Source organism: Bradyrhizobium sp. 6(2017) (assembly GCF_011058295.2).
GTDB lineage: Bacteria > Pseudomonadota > Alphaproteobacteria > Rhizobiales > Xanthobacteraceae > Bradyrhizobium > Bradyrhizobium septentrionale.
This window is the reverse complement of the sequence record NZ_CP049289.2, coordinates 3247122-3270154: the sequence shown is the minus strand read 5'-3', so window position 1 is coordinate 3270154 and position 23033 is coordinate 3247122. Positions and strand designations below refer to the sequence as shown.

General features: G+C 64.6%; 20 protein-coding genes. 8 read left to right on the top strand and 12 right to left on the bottom strand.

Annotation, left to right across the window (positions count from 1 at the left end):
• Positions 1-22 precede the first annotated feature (22 nt).
• The 3 genes from G6P99_RS15275 to G6P99_RS15265 form a co-directional block, all read right to left on the bottom strand.
• Entirely contained in the window at positions 23-832 is an 810-nt protein-coding gene (locus tag G6P99_RS15275) for an ABC transporter permease (protein WP_029078113.1), read from the bottom strand.
• A 236-nt stretch (positions 833-1068) separates the two neighbouring features.
• Complete coding sequence (locus G6P99_RS15270) at positions 1069-1725, bottom strand: TetR/AcrR family transcriptional regulator (protein ID WP_035975980.1); 657 nt, start codon at positions 1723-1725, stop codon at positions 1069-1071.
• Positions 1726-2039: 314 nt separating this feature from the next.
• Positions 2040-2900 (bottom strand): VOC family protein, encoded by an 861-nt coding sequence (locus G6P99_RS15265; protein WP_165128667.1) that lies wholly within the window; start codon positions 2898-2900, stop codon positions 2040-2042.
• A 334-nt stretch (positions 2901-3234) separates the two neighbouring features.
• Between G6P99_RS15265 and G6P99_RS15260 the strand changes: the two genes are divergently transcribed.
• Together G6P99_RS15260 and G6P99_RS15255 are read left to right on the top strand one after the other, a co-directional pair.
• On the top strand, positions 3235-4128 hold the full coding sequence (locus G6P99_RS15260) for a sugar kinase (RefSeq protein WP_029078116.1): 894 nt from the start codon (positions 3235-3237) through the stop codon (positions 4126-4128).
• A 22-nt stretch (positions 4129-4150) separates the two neighbouring features.
• Positions 4151-5086, top strand: a complete 936-nt coding sequence (locus tag G6P99_RS15255) for a ribokinase (protein ID WP_029078117.1) — start codon at positions 4151-4153, stop codon at positions 5084-5086.
• A 94-nt stretch (positions 5087-5180) separates the two neighbouring features.
• On the opposite strand, the gene G6P99_RS15250 is transcribed toward G6P99_RS15255, so the two are convergent.
• Positions 5181-6398, bottom strand: a complete 1218-nt coding sequence (locus tag G6P99_RS15250; RefSeq protein WP_029078118.1) for an NAD(P)/FAD-dependent oxidoreductase — start codon at positions 6396-6398, stop codon at positions 5181-5183.
• A 257-nt stretch (positions 6399-6655) separates the two neighbouring features.
• On the opposite strand from G6P99_RS15250, the gene G6P99_RS15245 reads away from it, so the two are divergent.
• Complete coding sequence (locus G6P99_RS15245) at positions 6656-7447, top strand: enoyl-CoA hydratase/isomerase family protein (protein WP_029078119.1); 792 nt, start codon at positions 6656-6658, stop codon at positions 7445-7447.
• Between the two features lie 3 nt (positions 7448-7450).
• Here G6P99_RS15245 and G6P99_RS15240 read toward each other — a convergent pair whose 3' ends face one another.
• From G6P99_RS15240 to G6P99_RS15225, 4 genes are all read right to left on the bottom strand, one after another.
• A complete protein-coding gene (locus tag G6P99_RS15240) occupies positions 7451-8791 on the bottom strand; it encodes a TRAP transporter large permease (RefSeq protein ID WP_029078120.1) in 1341 nt (446 codons plus the stop codon).
• Positions 8788-9372 carry a TRAP transporter small permease gene (locus G6P99_RS15235; RefSeq protein WP_165128665.1) on the bottom strand — a complete coding sequence of 195 codons (585 nt, stop codon included), beginning with the start codon at positions 9370-9372 and terminating at the stop codon, positions 8788-8790. Before G6P99_RS15235 ends, G6P99_RS15240 begins: the two co-directional genes overlap by 4 nt.
• A 182-nt stretch (positions 9373-9554) precedes the next feature.
• Positions 9555-10556 carry a TRAP transporter substrate-binding protein gene (locus tag G6P99_RS15230; protein ID WP_029078122.1) on the bottom strand — a complete coding sequence of 334 codons (1002 nt, stop codon included), beginning with the start codon at positions 10554-10556 and terminating at the stop codon, positions 9555-9557.
• A 164-nt stretch (positions 10557-10720) separates the two neighbouring features.
• A complete protein-coding gene (locus G6P99_RS15225) occupies positions 10721-12424 on the bottom strand; it encodes an IlvD/Edd family dehydratase (protein WP_029078123.1) in 1704 nt (567 codons plus the stop codon).
• Between the two features lie 172 nt (positions 12425-12596).
• On the opposite strand from G6P99_RS15225, the gene G6P99_RS15220 reads away from it, so the two are divergent.
• Together G6P99_RS15220 and G6P99_RS15215 are read left to right on the top strand one after the other, a co-directional pair.
• Positions 12597-13289, top strand: coding sequence for a GntR family transcriptional regulator (locus G6P99_RS15220; protein ID WP_035975986.1), 693 nt, complete (start codon positions 12597-12599; stop codon positions 13287-13289).
• 34 nt (positions 13290-13323) lie between these two features.
• On the top strand, positions 13324-13893 hold the full coding sequence (locus G6P99_RS15215) for an invasion associated locus B family protein (RefSeq protein ID WP_156928338.1): 570 nt from the start codon (positions 13324-13326) through the stop codon (positions 13891-13893).
• On the opposite strand, the gene G6P99_RS15210 is transcribed toward G6P99_RS15215, so the two are convergent.
• Positions 13894-14715, bottom strand: coding sequence for an NAD-dependent epimerase/dehydratase family protein (locus G6P99_RS15210; RefSeq protein ID WP_029078126.1), 822 nt, complete (start codon positions 14713-14715; stop codon positions 13894-13896).
• A gap of 125 nt (positions 14716-14840) precedes the next feature.
• Between G6P99_RS15210 and G6P99_RS15205 the strand changes: the two genes are divergently transcribed.
• On the top strand, positions 14841-15803 hold the full coding sequence (locus G6P99_RS15205; protein WP_029078127.1) for an SMP-30/gluconolactonase/LRE family protein: 963 nt from the start codon (positions 14841-14843) through the stop codon (positions 15801-15803).
• A 231-nt stretch (positions 15804-16034) separates the two neighbouring features.
• Here G6P99_RS15205 and G6P99_RS15200 read toward each other — a convergent pair whose 3' ends face one another.
• Positions 16035-17468 (bottom strand): aldehyde dehydrogenase family protein, encoded by a 1434-nt coding sequence (locus G6P99_RS15200; RefSeq protein WP_029078128.1) that lies wholly within the window; start codon positions 17466-17468, stop codon positions 16035-16037.
• Between the two features lie 322 nt (positions 17469-17790).
• Positions 17791-20157: a transketolase gene (locus G6P99_RS15195; RefSeq protein WP_029078129.1), complete on the bottom strand. Its 2367-nt coding sequence runs from the start codon at positions 20155-20157 to the stop codon at positions 17791-17793.
• 142 nt (positions 20158-20299) lie between these two features.
• Here G6P99_RS15195 and G6P99_RS15190 point away from each other — a divergent pair, with 142 nt between their 5' ends.
• Together G6P99_RS15190 and G6P99_RS15185 are read left to right on the top strand one after the other, a co-directional pair.
• The gene (locus tag G6P99_RS15190) at positions 20300-20761 is read left to right on the top strand and encodes an Lrp/AsnC family transcriptional regulator (RefSeq protein ID WP_029078130.1); all 462 of its coding nucleotides are present in this window, start codon (positions 20300-20302) and stop codon (positions 20759-20761) included.
• 222 nt (positions 20762-20983) lie between these two features.
• Positions 20984-21226: a hypothetical protein gene (locus tag G6P99_RS15185; RefSeq protein ID WP_165128663.1), complete on the top strand. Its 243-nt coding sequence runs from the start codon at positions 20984-20986 to the stop codon at positions 21224-21226.
• Between the two features lie 470 nt (positions 21227-21696).
• Here the strand turns inward: G6P99_RS15185 and G6P99_RS15180 are convergent, their stop codons facing one another.
• Positions 21697-22869: a fumarylacetoacetate hydrolase family protein gene (locus G6P99_RS15180; RefSeq protein ID WP_029078132.1), complete on the bottom strand. Its 1173-nt coding sequence runs from the start codon at positions 22867-22869 to the stop codon at positions 21697-21699.
• Positions 22870-23033 lie beyond the last annotated feature (164 nt).

The following is a 23033-nucleotide window of genomic DNA, read 5'->3' as shown; positions in this document are numbered from 1 at the left end:
GGCCGCTTGTCCGGTTGCTGCGCTAGGAAGCGAAGCTGATGTCGTCGCGCTGGCTGACATGCCAGGGGATCACCAGCCGCTCGATGCGGTCGACGATCCAGAACAGGATGACGCCGAGCAGCGCCAGGATCACCAGTGCGGCGAACATCGTCGGCAGGTCGAATGTCCCGATCGAGCGCTGCATCACATAGCCGATGCCGGAATTGGAGCCGACGAACTCGCCGACGACGGCGCCGACCACGGCGAGCGTCACCGAAACCTTCAGGCCGGAGAAGATCGCGGGCATCGCGTGCGGCAGGTTGACCGCGCGGAACACCTGGAAGCGGCTGCCCTGCATCGCGCGCGCCAGATCGACCATGTCGGGGTCGACCGACTTGAAGCCCTGCACCGCCGAGACCACGACCGGGAAGAAGCCGAGCAAGAAGGCGGAGATCACTTTGGGGATGATGCCGAAGCCGAACCACACCACGAACAGCGGCGCGATCGCGATCTTCGGTACCGATTGGGAGAACACCAGCAGCGGATAGACGTAGCTCTCGACCGTCTTTGAGCCCGCGATCAGCATCGCTGTGGGAATGCCGAACAGCGCCGAGAGCAGGAAGCCGCAGATCGTCGCATAGGTGGTCGGCCAGGACTGCCGCAACAGCTCCGGCCAGTCGCTCCAGAGCACCGCGACGACGTCGCCGGGCGACGGGATCTGATAGGCGGGTATGTGGAACAGGCGGATCGCGAGATCCCAGGCCGCCACGATGACGACCAGGAACAGGAACGGACGCAGCCACGCTGCGTTCAGCACCTTCGACACGCCCGAAGGGCTTTTTGCCTCCGCCACGTCACGCTCCCCTGCAGTCTTTCTGTTCGCGACGAAATTAACCCGTTGGATAAATACTGTCCAGCCCCTCGCGCGCGGCAAAATCGCGGTGAAGCACGTTACTTTCGTCAGGCGAGATTTTTTGGGCTTGAATGCTCTGTAGCCCGGATGAGCGAAGCGAAATCCGGGACCGGATTATCCGCGGATGCAGCTCCCCGGATGTCGCTTCGCTCATCCGGGCTGCGGGCTGCCAGCGTTCACACCACCCGGTGTTCCGCCGCGCGCAGCACCGGCATCGCGCCGCTAAAGGCGGCCGTCGACTTGCCGGTCAGCGCCGCCAACACCAGCGCGGTCATGTGCTCGAGGCGCTCGTCGCGGGCGTCCTTCTTGAGCAGGTCGCGGCCGAAGATCACGCTCAGCGTGGCGCTGTTGGAGAGATAGAAGAACGCCAGCCCGGCGATCGAGATATAGAGTTGCACCGGATCGACCGCGACGCGGAAATCGCCGCTTTCGACCCCGCGCGTCACCACGGTGCGGATCATCTCGACAAAGGGCGAGTGCATCGACTTGACCTTGGTCGAGCGCTTCAGGTGCTTTGCCTTGGCAAGGTTTTCCGTGTTGAGCAACGCCAGGAACTCGGGATTGCGCAGGAAATAGTTCCACGTGAAGTCGATCAGGCGCCCGATCGCCTCGGGCGGATCGAGATGTTCGAGATCGAGCGTGCGTTCTTCGGCGCGGATCTTCTCATAGGCGCCTTCCAGCACCTCGAGATAAAGATCCTCCTTGTTGCCGACGTGGTAGTACAACATGCGCTTGTTGGCGTCGGCATTGGCCGCGATGCGGTCGACCCGCGCGCCGGCGAGGCCATGGGCGGCGAATTCCTGCTTGGCCGCCTCGAGAATCCGCAGCCGCATCCCCGCGGGGTCGCGCTGCCATCGCTGTATTCGCTTTGCCTTGGCCAAATCGATCGCCCGTGATGCTGGGTTGATGAATGTAGCATGACACGCGACGTTTGAGAACGAATGTTGTTGTGATGGCCGTGCGGGAATATACCTCGCAGTTGCGACTTTCGTCATTCCGGGGCGTGCGCAGCACGAGCCCGGAATCCATCGAGCCGCACGCTCCGTTGATGAATGGATTCCGGGCTCTCGCTTCGCGAGCCCCGGAATGACGAACTCATTTTGCCCGCCGCGCCCGTTGCCGGGACGACGCGCGGATGCAATGCGGCCTAGTCTGGTTTTCCCTGCGAAGGCTGCACCAGAAGCGTCGGCACGCCGCACGTGCCGTTGCGCACCGTCATCACGCGCGTGCCCGGCTTGCGGCCGGTGCGAATCTCGGAGACGTCGACGCCCGTGGCAATCAGCCGCGCACGCGTGGCGTCGATGTCAGTAACGCGCCAGCAGATGCCGCGCAGCCGGTCCGGCGCGTCCGCCTCCACCTTGTTGTTTTCCTTGCCCGGCCGGTGCGTGACCTCGACCACGAGGTCGCCGCAGCGGAAGAACATCAGCCGGCCCCATTCGGGATGCGATCGGTCGAGCGCCATGTCGAGCCCGAGCCGCGCGCCATAGAGCGCGGCGGCGCGCTCGGGATCGGCGGTCGAGACCACCACATGATCCATCGCGGTGATCGAGCCGGGCGTGGTGCGCACCGACAGCGGCCGTTCCTGCTCCCGTTCCAGGAAGAACATGCGCACGCCCCGCGTCGTATCGGTCGCAGCGCGCGTGCGCTTCCATGACAGCGTGGCGCCGGTGGTCTCGTCGCGGCTCTCGACCTCGGCGACCGGCTCGGGCTTCAGCGTCAGCCGCTCGAGCCGGCGGTGTGTTTTCGCGATATCGCTGGTGCGGAAGCAGAGGCTCGCGAGCCCCTCGCCCTGGGTCACGAGCGCGCCGCGGACACGCTGCGCGGCGGCATCATCGCCATGCGGCGCCATCAATTCCAGCGTGGTGTTGTCGAGCGTGAACAGCACGCGGTCCGCGCCGTCGCCACTGTTGCGCCAGGCCGGCGTCCGCGCGAACAGCGTCTCATAGGCAGCGCTGGCCGAGGCGATGTCGCCGGTCAGGACGACGACGTGATCGAGGCCGGTGATCATGGAAGCGGCCTCCCCGAATCTGCCGTCATTGTGCTCTCCCCTGTGCAACCAGGAACCGTGGACCGCGACCGGCCGTTATGCCGCATGCCAGAGCGGCCCTCGATCCGCTCGCCCGCCACATCTCTACCCGCAAACCAAGCAGGGATGCGAATAATTTCAGCGATACCGGCCGACCAGCGGTGCCAAGGCGTTTTCGAGCGAAGTGGACACCGGTTCGCGTGAAGAAAACGCGCAAATGCCTGAATCTAGAGCTTCGGTTCTGATTTCAATCAGAACCGAAAATGCTCTAGTCTGGATGGTGGCCGGGACCACAGCAAGCCACGACGGAAAGCGAATGCAGGCTCTCTTCATCGGACAGACCTATATCGACGTCACCTTCATCACCGACCACATGCCCGTTGGCGACGAAAAACACGTCGCCGACGCCTATGCGGTATCGTTCGGCGGCAACGCGGTGACCGCGGCGTTCTGCTGCGCCAAGCTCGGCATCCAGCCGGACCTGATCGCCACCATGGCCAATGACTGGCTGGGGCGGATGTTCTGGGACATGGCCGACAGGTACGGCATCTCGTTCCATCCCCGTAAGGTCAACTCCTCCTCGTTGTCCTTCATCATGCCCAACGATGGCAAGCGCGCAATTGTCCGCTGCCGCGACGACCAGCACATCCATCCCTTTCCGTTGCTGAACATCAAGGGCTGCCGTGCGCTGCATATCGACGGCCATCAGCCGGACGCCGCGATCCACTACGCAAAGCTCTGCCGCGAGGACGGCATCATGACCTCGCTCGACGGCGGCGGCCTGCGCACCAACACCCATGAGTTGCTCGAATTCATCGACGTTGCGATCGTCGCCGAGCGCCTGTGCGAGCAGATGGACAAGACGCCGGAGCAGATGCTCGAGTATCTGAAGAGCCGCGGCTGCCGGGTCGGCGGCATCACCATGGGCGAGCGCGGCCTGCTCTGGTATGACGAGGCGGGCACGGTGCGCACGCTGCCGGCGTTTCCGATCCCACGCGAGCGCGTGATCGACACCAACGGCGCGGGCGACGTCTTCCACGGCGCCTACATCTACTCTTACCTTTCGAACCCGAGCAAAGGCTGGCATGAGCATTTCAAGTTCGCGCGCGCCGCTTCGACCTTCAAGATCCAGAAGCTCGGCAACGAGGCCGGCCTGCCGACGCTCGCCGATATCGCGGCGGTCAAGCAGGAGTTTCGCACCGAGGCCTGACCGGGTCGATCGAGATTAGGCCATGGGGCGGGTCTTCGTCGCCGGCAGCATCAATATGGACGTGGTGGCGACCGCCGAGCGCCATCCGCGGGTCGGCGAAACCGTCGCCGGCGAGGCCGTACTCTATTTTCCCGGCGGCAAGGGTGCCAACCAGGCCGTGGCATCGGCCAAGCAGGGCATACCGACCACGCTGATCGGCCGGCTCGGCACCGATGCGTTCGGGAAGGAGCTGCGAACCTTCCTTGCCGCGCAAGGCGTCGATCTCGCTTTCGTCAAGGACACGGCCGGCACGCATTCGGGCACCGCGATCATCACGCTTGCCAATGCCGACAACACGATCGTCGTCGTGCCGGGCGCCAACGGGCTGGTCGATGCCGACGATGTCGCGGCACCCGTGCTTGCCAAGGGTGACGTCGCGGTCAGCCAGTTCGAGATCCCGCTGCCGACGATCACGGTGTTTTTCCGGCGCGCCCGCGCCGCCGGCGCCACCACGATCCTCAATCCGGCGCCGGCGAAACGGGCCGACAGGGCGCTGCTCGATCTCGTCGACATCCTTGTTCTCAACGAGACCGAACTCGGCTTCCTGACCGGAGCGGAGCTGCGGGACAGCGACACGCCGGAGCGCTTCTCCGAGGCGGCGCGGACCTTGGGGCACGGCAAGATCGTCTGCGTCACGCTCGGCAAGCGCGGCGTGCTGGCGCTGGTCGAGGGCCAGCCGCTGCTGGTGCCGGGGCGCGAGGTCAAGGCCGTCGACACCACCGGCGCCGGCGACTGCTTCGTCGGCGTCCTCGCCTCCCAGCTCGCCGTCGGCAAGCAGCTCGGCGACGCGCTGGCCTACGCCAACGTCGCCGCCTCGATTTGCGTGCAACGGATGGGCGCTGCGCCATCAATGCCGACGGCGCAGGACGTAGAGGACGCTCTCTCCACCCGTCGTCCCGGCGAAGGCCGGGACCCATAACCACGAATGTCAATTGTTGTGCAGCGCTGGAACGACGGTTCACAACACAGGCCGCGGAGTATGGGTCCCTGCTTTCGCAGGGACGACGATGTTGTTAGGTCAGCGCGCTCTTGAGATCAAACCCCGGGTCCGCCGCCTGCTCCGGCCTGATTGAACCGCCGGCGCCGAGCAGCCTGCGGCCGAACATGTGATCACCGGCGCGGTTGACCGACTCGATGCCGAGCAGTCTGTCGCCGCGATAGCAGAACGCCGAGAACGCCCCCTGCGCGCGGTCGCCACGCAGCACGACGCGATCGTAGCCGGTGGTGAGGCCCGCCATCTGCAGCTTGTCGGGGCCCTGGTCGCTCCAGAACCACGGCAGCCCGTCATAGACCTCGGTCTTGCCGGTCAGCCGCGCCGCCACACAGCGCGCATGATCGGTCGCGTTCTGCACCGACTCAAGCCGCAGCGACCCGCCGAAGCGCTTGCTGGTATAGAGCGCGCAATCGCCGATCGCGGAGATATCAGGATCGGCGGTCAACAGATGCTCGTCGACGATGATGCCGGATGCCACCGGCAGCCCGGCCTCCGCGGCAAGCTCGACATTCGGCAGCACGCCGACGCCGACCACGACGAGATCGGCCGGGATATGCGTGCCATTGCTCAGGCTGACTCCGGTGACCTTGGCGCCGTCGGCCTCGATCGCCGTGACCTGCACGCCGAGATGAATCCGGATGCCGGCCGCGCTGTGGCGGGATTGCGAGAACTCGGAGATCTCCGCGGTCACCGCCCGCGCCATCACACGGGAGGCGAGCTCGACCACGTCGACCTCGAGGCCCTTGCCACGCGCGGTCGCCGCGAATTCGAGCCCGATGAAGCCGGCGCCGATCACCACGACGCGCATGCCGGGTGCGATCAAATGGCGCAGCGCCTCGCTCTCGTCGAGGATGCGCAGGTAGCGGACGGCGTCGAGCTTCGCGTTGGGGATGTCGAGCAGCCGGTTCCGCGCGCCGGTCGCGAACACCAGATGGCCGTAGTCGAGCGATGCGCCGGAGGCCAGCGTCACCTTCCGCGCATTGCGGTCGATCGCATGGGCGCGATCGGTGATCAGCTCGATCTTGTTGTCCTGGTAGAATTTCTCGGGCCGGAACATCAGGGTCTCGGGCCCGCCGGTCCCCTTCAGATAGGCCTTCGACAAAGGCGGCCGCTGATACGGCAAATGGCCTTCGTCATTGAGCAGCGCGATGCGCTCGGAAAATCCGGCCTGGCGCAGTGACGCCGCGAGCTGGAAGCCGGCATGTCCGGCGCCGACGATGATGACCCCACCTGTCATCGGAACAACCCAAATGCGCGCGAGCAGGAGTGACCCATGCCGTTTCCTCTTGTCGATGTTAGCTTGCTTGCCTCCGTCCCCACAGCGCTCGTGTCTGCGTACCGAAGGCGGGGCTATTTGGCCTCATGGCTCGCGCCGATGCAAGGGGGTCTCTGGGCGAATCCGGGCGCAGAAACGTTCCTCGCGTCAGGGGGTGGATTGCCACCTCTCCCGGCAGGGCCTTAAATGCCGGGAACAACAAGCCTGAGGTCTTCAATATGCCAGAACCCACCTCCCCCAACGACCCCGCTTTGCTCCGGATCGACGGCGCCATCGCGACCATCACGCTGAACCGGCCGGCCGCGTTCAATGCGATCGACCTGACGATTGCCAAAAAGCTTGAACAGCTCAGTGCCGAGGTCGAGGCCAACAGGGACGTCCGCGTGCTGGTCATCGAGGGCGAAGGCCGGGCCTTCTGCGCCGGCGGCGATTTGCAGACCATCGGCGCCGCGGCCGAAGCCAACAATATCACCCCCGTGGTCAGCGAGATGCTTCATCACTACCACGCCTTCATCGAGACGGTTCGGCGGATGCCAAAGGTCGTGCTGTCGAGCGTGCACGGTTCGGCGGCCGGCGCCGGCATGGGCCTCGCATTCGTGACCGACCTCTGCATCGCCGCGGACGATACCCGCTTCACTCCCGCCTACGCCAAGATCGGCGTGTCGCCGGATGGCGGCAGCACGGTCGGTATCGTCGGCACCGTAGGTACCCGTCGCGCGCTGCAGATCTTCCTTGCGGAGGATGGCTTCACCGCGCAGCAAGCCTATGAATGGGGACTGGTCGTCAAGACGGTGCCCGCGACCGAACTGAAAGCGGCCACCCGGCAACTTGCCGAACGCCTGGCGAAAAATCCGCCCGCCGCGATCGCGGGGACCAAGTCACTGGTCTATCAGGCTGCGACCACGCCTACCAAGCAGCAGCTCGATGCCGAGGAACACAAGATCATCACGGCGATGCATACCGAGGACTTCCAAGTCGCGGTGAAGAAGTTCACCAGCAAGTCGAAATAGAGGCTAATTCGGGCAGATGTAGCCGGTGCCGCCGGGTGCCTTGAAGCAGCCGACCGATTCCGGGATCACCTGCTTGGGCAGCCACAGCACGACCTTCGGGAAATAGATCGTGAAGCAGATCGTGACCAGGAACACGACGTAGATCGGCAGCGCCGCCCGCAGCGCTTTTGCAAAGCTGATGCCGACGAATTTCGAGGCCATCAGCAGCACCAGCCCGTAGGGCGGCGTGATCAGGCCGAAGGCGAGGGTTGCGATCAGCACCACGCCCATATGCACGCCGTTGATGTCGCCGGCCTGGGTCAGTGCGTTGACCAGCGGCATGAAGATGATGATGGTCGGCACCGGCTCGATGAAGTCGCCGACCACGGTGAACAGCAGCACCATCAAGAGCATGATGAGGTGCGGATCATTGCCGGCGATGGAAGTAATCCAGTCGGCGATGTAGATCGCGCCGCGCAGATAGGCCAGCATCCAGCCGAATGCGTTCGCCGCCCCGATCGTGATCAGCGGCAGCGAGAAGATCAGGCCGGCGAGGCAGAAGTCATATGGGATCTTCTTCAGGTGCCCGCGGTTCAGCGCCGGGATCACGACCACGATGATGTACACGACCGCGACCACGCCGGCCTCGGTCGGCGTGAACCAGCCGGTCAGGATGCCGCCGAGCAGGATCACCGGAATCATCAGCGGCAGCGCGGCATCGCCGGCGGCGAAGGCGATCTGGCGCAGCGGCGCGCGCGGCTTTCGCAGGCCCGAGGGCCCGAAGAAATAGCAGTAGATCATCAGCCCGAAGCCGATCATCAGCCCCGGCACCACGCCCGCCATGAACAGGCCGGCGATCGAGACGTTGCCGACCGCGCCATAGACCACCGCCGTGATGCTCGGCGGCACCAGCGCCGCGATGGTCGATGCCGAGGCGATGATCGCGGCGATGAATGCCGGCTCATAACCCTCCCGCTTCATCGGCCCGGCCAGCGCCCGGCTCATCACCGCGACGTCGGCGGTGGTCGAGCCCGACATCTCCGAGAAGAACATGCTGAAGACGACCACGACCTGCGACAACCCGCCCCTGATGTGGCCGACCAGCGAGACCGACAGATTGGCGATGCGGACCACGACGTTCGCTGAGCTCATGAGCTCGCCGACCAAAAGAAAGAACGGGATCGCGAGCAGCGCCTCGGAATCGACGCCGTCGAAGATCTTCTGGATGATCGCCGCCAGCGAGACGTCAGACAGCAGCGCGCCGACGAACACGCCGGCCATCAGCGAGAACGGCACGGGCACGCCGAGATAGCCGAAGAACAGGAAGCAGGACGACATCAGCACAAGCACGACCGGTGCGCTCACGGCTGCGCTCCCGTGGTCGCGCCGGTGTTGATCGCCGGAATCGGAAGGTCGTCATCCGGCGGTTCCGGATGATCGAAGCCGTTGCGGACGCCGTTGACGAGCTGCTCGATCGTGAACAGGCCGATCAGGATGCCGGACAGCGGGATCACCGCGTAGAGGGACGCGATCGGCGTGCCCGACGGCAGGCGGAAACTGCCGAAGCCGCGGAGGTAGTTCTGATAGCCATACCAGACCAGGCAGAAGGCGACGCCCAGCACGACAAGGCGGATGACGATCTCGACAATCAGCCGCGGCGTCCCGTGCATCGCCTCCGAAATCGCCGTCAGATACAGATGATCGTTGCGCCTTGTCGCGACCGCGGCACCGATGAAGATCGCGTAGATGAACAGCGTTGAGGTCACCTCCTGCAGCCACAGCCAGGGGTGACCGATGGTGCGGGTGACGATGTCGGCGGTCACCGAGCGCGAGAAGCCGAGGCACAACAGGCCGCACAGCATCATCAGGATCAGCTCGAGCCGATCCAGCGCCCGCCACTTCAGATGCCGCTGCCGTCGCAGCACCAGTCGGTCGGCAATGGCCATGGCTCGAAGTTCCTCATCGTCACGGCCTAGTGCGCAATTGCGCACGGGGGGCCAGGACCCATACCCCCCCGGCTCGAGTTGCGTGCAGAAAGTCGGCGACCTTAGTCGTTCAACTGAAAGGCCGCGGCGTATGGGTCCCGGCCCCCGTGCGCAATTGCGCACTAGGCCGGGACGACGCTTGTCTAGTTGATCGCGCGGATCAGGTTCTTGATCTTCTCCGCATGCGGGCCGAGGTCCTTGGCGAGCTTGTCGAGATAGGGATCGGCGATCGCGGTGAAGCCCTTCTTGTCCACGTCCTCGACCACCTTGACGCCGAACGATTTCAGCTTGGTCAGCGCGTTCCGCTCCAGCTCGAATGCTTTGCCCGGCTCCTTGGCGCTGACCTCGTTCGCGGCAGCCTGCACCCACTGCTTCTGCTCGGCGGAGAGGCTCTGCCAGAGCTTGTCGGAGACGAACAGCAGCGCGTTGTTGGCCTCGTGCTCGGTGATGGACAGCACCGGCGCGACCTCATAGTGCTTGTTGACGAGATAGACGTTGATGCTGTTCTCGGCGGCATCGACCACGCCGGTTTGCAGCGAGGTATAGACGCTGCCGAACGGCATGTGCACGGTCTGCGCGCCGTAGGCCGGGAACATGGTGTCCTCGGTCGCGGTCGCCTGCACCCGCACCTTCAGCCCCTTGAGGTCACCGACGTTGTGGATTTCCTTCTTGCTGTAGATGTGGCGCACGCCCTGCGATCCGGTACCGATCACATGCAGGCCCTGCGCGGTCTCGTCGATCATCGTCCTGATGGCGTCGAACACCTGCGGATCCGCCAGCGCCTTGATCACATGGGCGTCGTTGCGGAACAGGAAGTGCAGCGACATCACGCCGGCCTGTGGCGAGATCGTCGCGGTGTTGGCGGAGGAGATGATGGCAAACTCGATGTCGCCTGATTTCACGAGCTGCAGCAGCTGCGGCTCCTGGCCGAGCTGCGCGCCGGGATATTGATCGACGATCAGCGTCCCCTTGCTCAATTCCTTGAGCTTGTCGGCGAACAGATCGCCGGCGACCGAGTAGCCGGTGTTGCGCGGCTGGTCATAGGCGAAGCGGAGGTGCTTGACCTCCTGCGCGCCAGCGTTCGCCGGCAGCAGCAACGCTGCCGCGGCCATGGCGATCCCGACGATCCTGGCTGGATAGCCCATCGTGACGTTCCCCCTGTTCTTAATTGACGCGATCATCCCACCAGTCCCGCGGGATTGTCAATAAAACAGGAGAAATCAGGCAGCTTCCGGCGCCATTGAGCGCCGCATCGCCGGAATTATCGACAATACGACCGCTGTGACGAACAACGCCAGCTATTTGCCGGTTACTTCCCCTTGGCGCGCATGAAGTCGAAATCGCAGCCTTCGTCGGCCTGGAGGATCGTCTCATTGAACAGATGCGCGTAGCCGCGCTTGGCCCAATCTGGCGTGCCGGCCGGCGCCTGCGCCGTGCGACGCTTCTGTAGCTCGGCTTCGTCGACGAGGAGATCGATGCTGCGCTTGGCAACGTCGAGCCGGATCTTGTCGCCGTTCCGCACCAGTCCAAGCGGACCGCCGACGGCGGACTCCGGCGTGATGTGCAGCACGATGGTGCCGAACGCGGTGCCGCTCATCCGCGCATCCGAGATGCGCACCATGTCCTTCACGCCGGTGCGCGCGAGCTTCTTCGGGATCGGCAGGTAGCCCGCCTCGGGCATGCCCGGGGCGCCCTTCGGGCCGGCATTGCGCAGCACCAGCACATCGTCGGCGGTCACATCGAGCGCGGGATCGTCGATCCGCAGCGTCATGTCCTCGACCGACTCGAACACCACGGCGCGCCCGGTGTGCTGCAGCAGTTTTGGGCTCGCCGCCGACTGCTTGATCACGGCGCCGCGCGGCGCGAGATTGCCGTGCAGGATCGCCATCGCGCCTTCGGCCTTGATCGGGTTCGCCTTGGAGCGGATCGCATCCTGTCCGGGTACTTCTTCCGCGCCGGCAACGACCTCACGCAAGGTCTGGCCGGTGATGGTCCTGGCATCGAGGTCGATGAGGTCACCGAGCTGCGCCATCAACTTCGGCACCCCGCCGGCGTGATGGAAATGCTCCATGTAATGCTCGCCCGACGGCTTGAGGTCGACCAGCACGGGCACTTCGCGGCCCAGCTTGTCGAACGCCTCGAGGTCGATCTTGTAGGGCGAGCGGTTGGCGATGGCGGTGAGGTGAATCAGGCCATTGGTCGAGCCCCCGATCGCCTGCATCACGACCTGGGCGTTGCGGAACGACGATGGCGTCAGGATCTCGCTCGGCTTCGGTCCCTTGGTCTTCGCCATCTCGGCGGCGACGCGGCCACTGGCCTCCGCCGAGCGGAAGCGCTCGGCGTGCGGCGCCGGGATCGTCGCGCTCATCGGCAGCGACAGGCCGAGCGCCTCGGTGATGCAGGCCATGGTGGAAGCCGTGCCCATCACCATGCAGGTGCCGACCGACGGCGCGAGACGGCCGTTCACCGCCTCGATCTCGTTGTCGTCGATCTCGCCGGCGCGATATTTGCCCCACAGCCTGCGGCAATCGGTGCAGGCGCCAAGCACCTCGCCCTTGTGATGGCCAACCACCATCGGCCCGACCGGGATCACCACCGTCGGCAGATCGGCGCTGATGGCGGCCATGAGCTGCGCCGGCAAGGTCTTGTCGCAACCGCCGATCACGATCACCGCATCCATCGGCTGGGCGCGGATCATCTCCTCGGTATCCATCGCCATCAGATTGCGCAGATACATCGAGGTCGGATGCGCAAAGCTCTCGGCGATCGAGATGGTCGGGAACACGAACGGCATCGCGCCCGACAGCATCACGCCGCGCTTCACCGCCTCGATGATTTGCGGCACGTTGCCGTGGCAGGGATTGTAGTCGCTGTAGGTGTTGGTTATGCCGACGATCGGGCGGTTGAGCGCATCGTCCGAATAGCCCATCGCCTTGATGAAGGCCTTGCGCAGGAACAGCGAGAAGCCGGCGTCACCATAGCTTGTCAGTCCCTTGCGAAGTCCGTCGGCCATTTTCTTCTCGTCCCGTGGTTGTTCGCCCGCACTTAAGGAGCGGCAGGAATTATTGTCAATATGAGATAATCTGGCGACCGAGCCTAGCTGCTCTGCGGCAAAATTACCCCCATTATTGACAATAACCATTGCGCCATGCTGACCTCAGGCATCGATCCGAAGCCCAGAGCGCATGACAGCCGAGCCCACATTGCCCGATATCCAGACCCCCTCGCGCGAGGAGGAGCAGGCGGAGGTGATCCGCCGGCTGGAGGAGGACATCATCTTCGGCCGTTTCGCCCCCGGCCTGCGGCTGGTAGAGGATACGCTGATGCAGCGCTACGGCGCGAGCCGGCATTTCGTCCGCCAGGCGCTGTTCCAGCTCGAGCGCCAGGGCATCGTGCTGCGCGAGAAGAATGTCGGCGCCACGGTGCGATTCTATTCGGCCGAAGAAGTGCGGCAGATCTACCAGGTGCGCGAGATGCTGACGCGCCAGGCCGCGCTGATGATCGCGCTGCCCGCGCCGGAAAGCCTGATCGACCAATTGAGCGAGCTGCAACGGCACTACTGCATCAAGGCCGACGCGCAGGACATGCGCGGGATTCATGAAACCAACGATGCGTTCCACCTCGCGCTGTTCTCCGCCTGCGGCAATCCCTATCTGGTCCGCTCGCTGCAGGACTACATGAACCTGACGTTGCCGATGCGCGCGAAGAATCTCGCCGACAGCGAGGGGCTCGCATTGTCGCGCCGCCAGCACGAGTTGATGATCGAGCTGCTGAAAGGCCGCGACAGCTGGGCGCTGGCGCAGCTCTGCGTCGATCACATGCAATACAGCAAGGCGGATTATCTCGTCCGCATCTCAAACGACAAAAAGCCGCAATAGCAAGATACGCGGCCTCCTCGTGAAGGAGACGGCGATGCGCTATGTGGCTTTGTTGATTGGATCGTTCGCCGCGCTGCTTGCGCTTGGCACTGTCGGTGAAGCGGCCGACCCGCGCGCGACGCAGCTCAGCTACGAGCCCTGGACCAAGACCTGCCTGACCCAGGCAAGCTGCTTCGTCGGCGCCGCCGCCCGCGGCCAATGTTCGCCGTCGGGTGGCAGCATCAGCGTTTCGCCGCAGACCAGCAAGCGCGCGATCGTCAGCGCCAATGTCGGAACGCGGACCATGCTGGAGGGCACGATCAGCCTGCGGATCGATCAGGACGAGCCGATCCAGATCGCCAGGCCGCATTGCTACACGCTCGGCTGCGGTGGCGCGCTCGAAGCCGACGGCGAGATGATCGAACGGCTGAAGCATGCGCAAACCATCGCCGTCGAGGCCAAGAGCCTGACCGGGCAGACCATCAGCCTCAACTTCCCCCTCACCCACTTCGCCGAGACTTTCGACGGGCCCGGGAGCCTGCCCAAGATATCCGGGCAGGGCTCGAAGGAGAGCCAGCGGGAGCACACCGAAGCGGTGAAGCAGCTGCCGCAATGCGAGGACTGATCACTTCTTCCAGTCGATCACCCTGCCCCTGTCGCCGTCGAACTCCATGCTGCAGAACGCGCCGCCCTGGTAATAGTCGCCGACGGGATCCGGCGGCAGCTTGGCCTGCTCGGCCATCGCGTGCTCGCGGAAATCTTCGCCACGACCGCTCGGGCGATAGCCGAGATCGTAGGCGCGGTGATTGTCCCACCAGGAGCGCTCATTGTAGGACGCGCCGTACAGCACCTCGAAATGGATGTCGGGATGCTCGAGCCCGATGCGGCAGAGCTGTACCAGATCTTCCGGCTTGAGCCAGATCGAGAGCCTGCGGTGATCTAGCGGCACCTCGCCGAAATTGCCTATCCGGATGCAGGTCACCTTTATGCCGTGCTTGTCGGCATAAAGCGCACCGACGCCTTCGCCGAACACCTTGCTCACCCCGTAACGGCTGTCCGGCCGCGCGGTGACCTCGGTGCCGATGCGGTGATGGCGCGGGTAGAAGCCGACGGCGTGATTGGACGAGGCGAAAATCACGCGCTTGACCCCCTTCTTGCGCGCCGCTTCGAACAGATTGTAGCAGCCGATGATGTTGGACTGCAGGATCGCATCCCAGGGGCCTTCGACCGAATAGCCGCCGAAATGCAGGATGCCGTCGACGTCCTCGCAGATCGCCTCGACCTGCGCGAGGTCGGCGAGATCGGCCGCCTTGAATGTTTCGTTGTTGCCGAGATCGGCCGGCGGCTTGATGTCGCTCAACAGCAGATCCGGATAGATCGGCGGCAGCAGCTTGCGCAGGCTCCTGCCGATTCCACCGGATGCGCCGGTCATCAATATGCGTGGCATTTCGTCCCTCGTCTTTCCTGTTCGCCCAAGTGATTCATTGGACCGAATTGCGGTCGCAGGCCGACAATGATAGCAAACCATGCGCTCAAGGAAACACCATCGAAACACAACAACGAGAACAGCAAATGTCCGATGTCCATTCCGCCGGCTGGCGTCCTGCGACCTACTATCCCGATCCCGCGATCCATGCGCTCGATCCGCGCTTCGAGAAATACTGGCTGAAACTCTCCGCCATTGAGCGCATCGCCACCGGCCTGCGCTGGGCCGAAGGCCCGGTGTGGTTCGGCGACGGCCGCTATCTGTTGTGCAGCGACATCCCGAACCAGCGCATCCTCAAATGGGAGGAAGAGACCGGCGCGGTCAGCATCTTCCGCAAGCCGTCGAACTTCGCCAACGGCAACACCCGCGACCGCCAGGGCCGTCTCATCACCTGCGAGCATGGCGGCCGCCGCGTGGTGCGCACCGAATATGACGGATCGATTACGGTGCTGATCGACTCCTTCGGCGGCAACCGGCTGAACTCGCCGAACGACGTCGTGGTGAAATCCGACGGTGCGATCTGGTTTACCGATCCGATCTTCGGCCTGCTCGGCAATTACGAGGGCTACAAGGCCGATCCCGAGATCGCGCCCAACGTCTACCGGCTCGATCCCGCGACCGGCAAGGCCAGCATCGTCGCCGAGGGAGTGCTCGGCCCGAACGGGCTGTGCTTCTCGCCGGACGAGAAGATCCTCTACGTCGTGGAATCCCGCGGCGAGCCGAACCGCAAGATCCTAGCCTATGACGTCTCCGCCGACGGCACGACGATTTCCAACAAGCGCGTCTTCATCGATGCCGGCCCCGGCACGCCCGACGGCATGCGCTGCGACATCGACGGCAATCTGTGGTGCGGCTGGGGCATGGGTGATCCCGAGCTCGACGGCGTCGTGGTGTTCGCGCCCGACGGCGTCATGATCGGCCGCATCGCGCTGCCGGAACGCTGCGCCAACCTCTGCTTCGGCGGCGTCAAGCGCAACCGCCTGTTCATGGCGGCGAGCCAGTCGATCTATGCGCTCTACGTCAACACCCAAGGCGCGCTCGGCGGTTAAGTCTCCTTCGTCGTCCCGGCCGAGTGCGCGATTGCGAACGGAGCCGGGACCCATAACCACCGATGGATCTTGGATTGGCAGGTGGGGCCGCAATCTTCGCAAAACGAAGGCCTGTGGTAATGGGTCCCGTCCTTCGCCGGGACGACGATAAAAACTTCTACCTTCCAAAACGTCTGACGCCGGAGCGGTGATCCGCCCCGGCGCCAGAAATCGTGTCACTCGTGGATCGGCTTACGCGGCGTTGTAGCCGGCGACGGCCTTGGCCTCGAGATATTCTTCCAGACCGTAGCGGCCCCACTCGCGGCCGTTGCCGGACTGCTTGTAGCCACCGAACGGCGCAGAGCGCTCGTTCGGCACGCCCTGCAGGTTGACGTTGCCGGCGCGGATCTGGCGGCCGACGCGGCGCGCGGTTTCCACGGAGTCGGCCGAGACGTAACCGGCGAGACCATAGGGCGTGTCGTTGGCGATCTTCACTGCCTCGGCTTCGTCCTTGGCGCCGAGGATGGTCAGCACCGGTCCGAAGATCTCCTCGCGGGCGATCGTCATGTCGTTGGTGACGTCGGCGAAGATGGTCGGACGGACATAGAAGCCTTTGTTGACGCCCTCAGGCAGGCCCGGGCCGCCGGCGACGAGCGTTGCGCCCTCGTCGATGCCCTTCTGGATCAGCGCCTGGATCTTGTCCCACTGGCCGCGGTTCACGACCGGACCGATCGTGGTGCCGTCGGCACGCGGATCGCCGGCCTTGGTCTTGTCGGCGACGCCCTTCGCGATCGCGGCCACTTCCTTCATCTTGGAGAGCGGCACGATCATGCGCGACGGTGCGTTGCAGGACTGGCCCGAGTTGTTGAACATGTGCATCACGCCGCCGGTCACCGCCTTGGCGAGGTCGGCGCCCTCGAGGATCACGTTCGGCGACTTGCCGCCGAGCTCCTGGCTGACGCGCTTCACGGTCGGTGCTGCACGCTTGGCGACGTCGACGCCGGCGCGGGTCGAGCCGGTGAACGAGATCATGTCGATGTCCGGGTGCTCGCTCATCGCAGCACCAACCTCCGGGCCGAGGCCGTTGAGGAGGTTGAACACGCCCTTCGGCACGCCGGCTTCATGGAGGATTTCCGCGAAGATCAGCGCCGAAGTCGGGGTGAACTCCGACGGCTTGAGGATCATGGTGCAGCCGGCGGCGAGCGCAGGCGCGACCTTGCAGGCGATCTGGTTGAGCGGCCAGTTCCAGGGGGTGATCATGCCGATCACGCCGACCGGCTCGCGCACGATCACGGCGGTGCCCATGGTCTCCTCGAACTCGTACTTCTTGAGCACTTCGAGGGTGTTCATGAGATGGCCGAGGCCGGCGCCGGCCTGCAGCTTCTCCGCCATCGGCAGCGGCGCGCCCATCTCGTCGGAGACGGCGGCGCCGATCTCCTTCATGCGGCCCTTGTAGACCTCGATGACCTTGGTGAGCAGCGCGACGCGCTCTTCGCGGCTGGTCTGGGAAAACGTCTCGAACGCGCGCTTGGCGGCGGCGACTGCCTTGTCGACATCGGCCTTGGAGCCGAGCGCAATCTCATACATCGCTTCTTCGGTCGCCGGATTGACGACAGGGGTGGACTTGCCTTTGACGACCGGATCGACCCAGGCGCCGTCGATGTAGAATTGCATGCGATTGACCATCGGAAACCTCTTGTACGGGGCGTATGGAATGGGGAACGAAAGCGTTCGGCAGGCATCCTTGCACGAAAGCCCGGCGAATTGAACCCGCCATATGCGGGACGCGGCTCGTGCGCGCCCGCGAGATATAAGGTCCGAGGCAAGCGGCTGGCAAGGCTTCAACCGTCGCCCCGGCGAAAGCCGGGGCCCATAACCACCGATGTTGATGCGGTGGAAGGCTGGGGCAACGAGTCGCGTTCACAACGCCCATTCGTGGTTATGGGTCCCGGCTCCCCGTGCGCAATTGCGCACTAGGCCGGGACGACGATGGGGAGCCAGCAACGCCTCACACCGCCATTTTGCGATGCCGCACCGGCGCACCGACGGAGAGGCTTTCCGCCGCGTCGATGATGGCGTTGGCGTCGATGCCGTAGTGGCGATAGAGGTCGCCGATCGTGCCGGTCTGGCCGAACTGCTCGACACCCAACGCCTCGAGGCGGTGGCCGCGCACGCTGCCGAGCCAGCCGAGCGAGGCCGGATGGCCGTCGATCGCGGTCACAATGCCGCAGTCGCGGCCGAGCGGCGCCAGCATCCGCTCGATGTGACTCAAATGCTGCACGCCGCGGCGGTCGCGCCGCAAATTCCGTGCGGCGGACCATCCGCCATAGAGCCGGTCGGCCGAGGTTACCGCCAGGAGACCGACGTCGCGGTGGCTCTCGCCGATCAGGCCGACCGCCTCGATAGCCTCCGGCGCGACGGTGCCGGTATAGGCAATGACGATGTCGCAGTTCGGACCCGGCTTGCGCATCCAGTAGGCGCCGTCGGTGATGTCGCGCTGCAGGTCCGGCGTCATGATCCGTTGCGGCTGCTCCAGCGTTCGCGTCGAGAGTCGCAAGTAAACCGAACCGCCCTCGGCGCCCTCGCGCTGCATGTGGCCGAAGCCCCAGCCCATGATCACGGCAAGTTCATCGACAAAGGCCGGATCGAACGAGGCGAGTCCGTCCTGCCCTAGACCGATCAGCGGCGTCTTGATCGACTGATGCGCGCCGCCTTCCGGCGCCAGCGAGATGCCCGACGGCGTCGCCGCCACCATGAAGCGGGCGTCCTGGTAGCAAGCATAGTTCAACGCATCGAGGCCGCGCTCGATGAAGGGATCGTACAGCGTGCCGACCGGCAATAGCCGCGCGCCATTGATCTGGTGCGACAACCCAAGCGCCGAGAGCATGATGAACAAATTCATCTCGGCGATGCCGAGCTCGAGATGTTGTCCCTTCGGCGAATATTCCCAGGTGAAGGCGGATGGGATCTTCTCCTGCCGGAACAGGTCGTGGTTCTCCGCCTTCGCGAACAGGCCGCGGCGGTTGACCCAGCCGCCGAGATTGGTCGACACCGTGACGTCGGGCGACGCGGTGACGATGCGCGAGGCCAGCTCGCTGTCGCCGCGGGCCAGTTCGTGAAGCACGAGGCCAAAGCCCTGCTGCGTCGACATCTGCGCCGAGGCCTTGAACGCCAGCCGCTCCGGCAAGTCGATTTCAGGTGCCGACAGCCGGCGGCGCCCCTCGCGGTTGAACGGCGCTTCCGACAGGAAAGCCTCGAGCTTCGTCGGCTCCTGCGACAGGCCCTCGAACTTGTCCCACTCATGGCCGGTGCGGATGTTCTGCGCGGCGCGCCACCTCTCCATCTGCGCCACCGTCATCAAGCCGGCGTGGTTGTCCTTGTGGCCCTGCATCGGCAGGCCGACGCCCTTGATGGTGTAGGCGATGAAGCAGACCGGGCGGTCGTGATCGACAGCCTCGAAGGCCTCGATCATGCTCGCCATGTCGTGGCCGCCGAGGTTCGACATCAGCGCCAGCAACTGGTCGTCGCTGCGGCGATCGATCAGGGCCGTCACCTCGCCCTGGTCGCCGATATCGTCGTGCAGATGCTTGCGGAACGCAGCACCACCCTGGAAGCAGAGCGCCGCGTACATCTGGTTCGGGCAATTGTCGATCCAGCGCCGCAACGCCTCGCCGCCCGGTTCGGCGAACGCCTCGAGCATCAGTCTGCCGTACTTCACGATCACCACGTCCCAGCCGAAATTGCGGAACATGGTTTCGAACTTGGCCCACAACCCTTCGCGCACCACGGCATCGAGCGACTGGCGGTTATAGTCGACCACCCACCAGGTGTTGCGCAGGCCGTGCTTCCAGCCTTCCAGCAGCGCCTCGAAGATATTGCCCTCGTCCATCTCGGCGTCGCCGACCAGCGCGATCATGCGGCCCTCAGGCCGGTCCTTCATCCAGCCATGCGCCTTGACGTAATCCTGCACCAGCGAGGCGAACAAAGTCTGCGCCACGCCGAGGCCGACCGAGCCGGTGGAGAAATCGACGTCGTCGACGTCCTTGGTGCGCGACGGATAGGACTGCGCGCCCTTGTAGCCGCGGAAATTCTCCAGCTTGTCGCGGGTCTGGTGGCCGAACAGATACTGGATCGCGTGGAACACCGGGCTCGCATGCGGCTTCACCGCGACGCGGTCCTGCGGCCGCAGCACCGAGAAATACAGCGCCGACATGATGTTGGCGAGCGAAGCCGACGACGCCTGGTGACCGCCGACCTTCAACCCGTCGCTATTTTGCCTGACATGGTTGGCGTGGTGGATGGTCCATGACGACAGCCACAGCACCTTGCGGGCCAGGGCTGTGAGCATATCGAGGCGTTCAGGCGCGATTCCCATGACGATGTTCCTGGCGATGCTCCGGGCGATATCTCCGATATTACTGCCGCGGGGACCGGCGAAAATCTCAATTCCACGCGACAACACAGAAAAAATTGGGATAAATTCCCACGATCCGGCCGCAACCAACGAGTTCATCTCAATGCCTGCCCTCGACGCCATCGACCGCAAGATCCTGAGTCTGCTCCAGACCGACAGCCGCATGACCATGCAGGAATTGGCCGACAAGGTCGGGCTGTCGGTGTCGCCCTGCCACCGCCGGGTCAAGCTGCTCGAGCAACGCGGCGTGATCTCTCGCTACATCGCAACCGTCGATCAGAAATCGATCGGGCTGCATGTCTCGGTCTTCATCTCAATCAAGCTGGCGCGGCAGAAGGAGGAAGATCTCAACCGCTTCGCCCGCGCGATCTCGAAATGGGACGAGGTGCTCGAGTGCTACCTGATGACCGGCAACCGCGACTATCTGCTGCGCGTCGTCGCCGCCGACCTCTCCTCCTATGAAGCATTTTTGAAGAACAAGCTGACCCGGCTCGACGGCATCGCCTCGATCGAGTCGAGCTTTGCGCTGAGCCAGGTGAAGTACTCGACCGCGCTGCCGGTGTGAGTGTCGCTTGCATCTGAATGGTGCCATCGGTCGCGCCAAAATGTACACCGTCGTCCCGGCGAAGGCCGGGACCCATACGCCGCAGCAGTTGTTGTGAGAGGTCGAGGTGCAACCCCGGAAGCAGCCCGGAGCCGTTGTCCACCGGGCGCCTTCACGGGATTTGCGATATGGTCGCGAGCGATCCCCCCGCATTGGTCTCCCGGACACCTGGAGGAAACCGCCGTGAAAGCCTCGTCAATGGCCGCAATGATTGTCGTCGCCCTCGCCTCAACCGCGGCGGCAACCGCACAAAATGCCGGAGATCCACCAGACAACAAGAAGCCTGTCGCACAGCGCAAGCAGCAGGCGAAGGACCAGCCCTCGGGCCAGATCTTTTGCAAGAACGGCGTCCCTTGTCGCCCGGTGAGGAAAGGCTGCCATCTTGAGCAGCAGTCCGGCGGCTTCAACGAGGAAGTCTGTCCGTGACCGGGGCACGCCAGCGCCGAGACCGACACGGCGCAACAGCCCAGCTACGGCGCGATCCACACGCCGGTCACGATGATGGCCAATGCGACGGCAATCACCAGCATATCCGTTGCAAGCCAATCGGGCAGTCCCTTTGACCATTCGCGCATGTCCGCGACTCCTTCTGTTCGCGTCCGAGCCGATATGCTGACACGGATCATGCGCCGGCGAGCGTGAAGCAGATCACACAAATCGGGAAAAAGTGGCAATCCAAATTTCGCTGCGCGCAGCGCGCTCAAGTTGCAGCACACGATCGACCTGCCGCGCAGGTTTCTGAACATGTTCGGGCTGAGTGCGCTTGCGCTGCGCGTCTCCGGAGACGCAACCCACCGTGCCGCTCGCGGCGAAGATGGTGGGTTACGCCTTCCGCCTTCGCTCGTTGAGCTACGGCGGACGTGGTCGGCTAACCCACCCTACGCTCTGCCCGCGCCCTACAGCACCTTGCGCTGTGCCAAATTCTTCATCAGCGCACCGACGCCGAAGGTCCAGGGCTCGCATTCGTCGCTGCCGCGCATGCGGTTGACGAGCTTGCCGAGCTGGGGCGCGGCAATGGTGACGATGTCGTCGCGCTTGTGGGTGAAGCCCTCACCCTTGGCGTCGCGGTCCTTGACCGGCGCGAACATCGTGCCGAGGAACAGCGCAAAGCCGTCGGGATATTGGTGCACGGGGCCGATGGTCTGGGCGACCAGATCGGTCGGGTCGCGGCTGATCTTTGAGATCGAGGAATGGCCTTCGAGCACGAAACCGTCCGCGCCCTTCACGGTCAGGCCGACATCCATCTTCCTGACGTCGTCGAGCGAGAAGGTCTGGTCGAACAACCTGAGCAGCGGGCCGATCGCGCAGGACGCGTTGTTGTCCTTGGCCTTCGACAATAGCAGCGCCGAGCGGCCTTCGAAATCGCGCAGATTGACGTCGTTGCCGAGCGCGGCGCCGACGATCTTGCCGGCGCCGGACACGATCAGCACGACCTCCGGCTCCGGATTGTTCCAGGTCGACTTCGGATGCAGCCCGGCATCCATGCCGGTGCCGACCGAGGACAGCGTCGGCGCCTTGGTGAACACTTCCGCGTCCGGGCCGATGCCGACCTCCAGATACTGGCTCCAGGCGTTCTGGTCGATCAGCACCTGCTTCAGCTTCATCGCCTGCTCGGAGCCGGGCTTCAGCTTGGAGAGATCGTCGCCGACCAGCCGCACCACCTCGGTGCGGATCGCTTCCGCCGAGGACGGATTGCCGCGCGCCCGCTCCTCGATCACGCGCTCCAGCATCGAGATCGCGAAAGTGACGCCGGCGGCCTTCAGCACCTGCAGATCGATCGGCGCGAGCAGATGCGGTTTTGCGCCGTCGCGGCGATCCGGCGGCGTGTTGGCGAGGATCGCGTCGAAATCGCCGAGCCGCTCGCCTTTGGTCGCGCGCAGCGCCGCGGCGGGATCGCTCTCCTCGCACAGCGCACTCACCGTCGGGAACCGTGCCGTGACATCGAACACGCCGTCCGTCCGCACCGCGACTACGGCCGGGCCGCCGGCCTGCGGCAGCCAGACCCGTCCGACCAGCGTGCCGGCGGTCGCGTCCTCCGGCAGGACGTCTTTTGGCGTGAGCGAAATCATCGGCGTCTCCCATTGTTGTCGGCGCTTGTTAGCACAGTCCCGCCGCCTGCGTGAAACAGCGGTCATGCCATTGTCATAGAGGGGTAACATCGCCCGTCAATGCTTCCGTCGATCCATCTAACACACTGAAAGACGGACCTGCATGACCGCCCCCCACCTCACCG

Coding starts and splice junctions, on each gene's coding strand:
- G6P99_RS15270 (WP_035975980.1), bottom strand. CDS start 1,725: ATGCGGCTGCGGATTCTCGAGGCGGCCAAGCAGGAATTCGCCGCCCAT.
- G6P99_RS15265 (WP_165128667.1), bottom strand. CDS start 2,900: ATGATCACCGGCCTCGATCACGTCGTCGTCCTGACCGGCGACATCGCC.
- G6P99_RS15260 (WP_029078116.1), top strand. CDS start 3,235: ATGCAGGCTCTCTTCATCGGACAGACCTATATCGACGTCACCTTCATC.
- G6P99_RS15255 (WP_029078117.1), top strand. CDS start 4,151: ATGGGGCGGGTCTTCGTCGCCGGCAGCATCAATATGGACGTGGTGGCG.
- G6P99_RS15250 (WP_029078118.1), bottom strand. CDS start 6,398: ATGACAGGTGGGGTCATCATCGTCGGCGCCGGACATGCCGGCTTCCAG.
- G6P99_RS15245 (WP_029078119.1), top strand. CDS start 6,656: ATGCCAGAACCCACCTCCCCCAACGACCCCGCTTTGCTCCGGATCGAC.
- G6P99_RS15235 (WP_165128665.1), bottom strand. CDS start 9,372: ATGGCCATTGCCGACCGACTGGTGCTGCGACGGCAGCGGCATCTGAAG.
- G6P99_RS15230 (WP_029078122.1), bottom strand. CDS start 10,556: ATGGGCTATCCAGCCAGGATCGTCGGGATCGCCATGGCCGCGGCAGCG.
- G6P99_RS15225 (WP_029078123.1), bottom strand. CDS start 12,424: ATGGCCGACGGACTTCGCAAGGGACTGACAAGCTATGGTGACGCCGGC.
- G6P99_RS15220 (WP_035975986.1), top strand. CDS start 12,597: ATGACAGCCGAGCCCACATTGCCCGATATCCAGACCCCCTCGCGCGAG.
- G6P99_RS15215 (WP_156928338.1), top strand. CDS start 13,324: ATGCGCTATGTGGCTTTGTTGATTGGATCGTTCGCCGCGCTGCTTGCG.
- G6P99_RS15210 (WP_029078126.1), bottom strand. CDS start 14,715: ATGCCACGCATATTGATGACCGGCGCATCCGGTGGAATCGGCAGGAGC.
- G6P99_RS15205 (WP_029078127.1), top strand. CDS start 14,841: ATGTCCGATGTCCATTCCGCCGGCTGGCGTCCTGCGACCTACTATCCC.
- G6P99_RS15200 (WP_029078128.1), bottom strand. CDS start 17,468: ATGGTCAATCGCATGCAATTCTACATCGACGGCGCCTGGGTCGATCCG.
- G6P99_RS15195 (WP_029078129.1), bottom strand. CDS start 20,157: ATGGGAATCGCGCCTGAACGCCTCGATATGCTCACAGCCCTGGCCCGC.
- G6P99_RS15190 (WP_029078130.1), top strand. CDS start 20,300: ATGCCTGCCCTCGACGCCATCGACCGCAAGATCCTGAGTCTGCTCCAG.
- G6P99_RS15180 (WP_029078132.1), bottom strand. CDS start 22,869: ATGATTTCGCTCACGCCAAAAGACGTCCTGCCGGAGGACGCGACCGCC.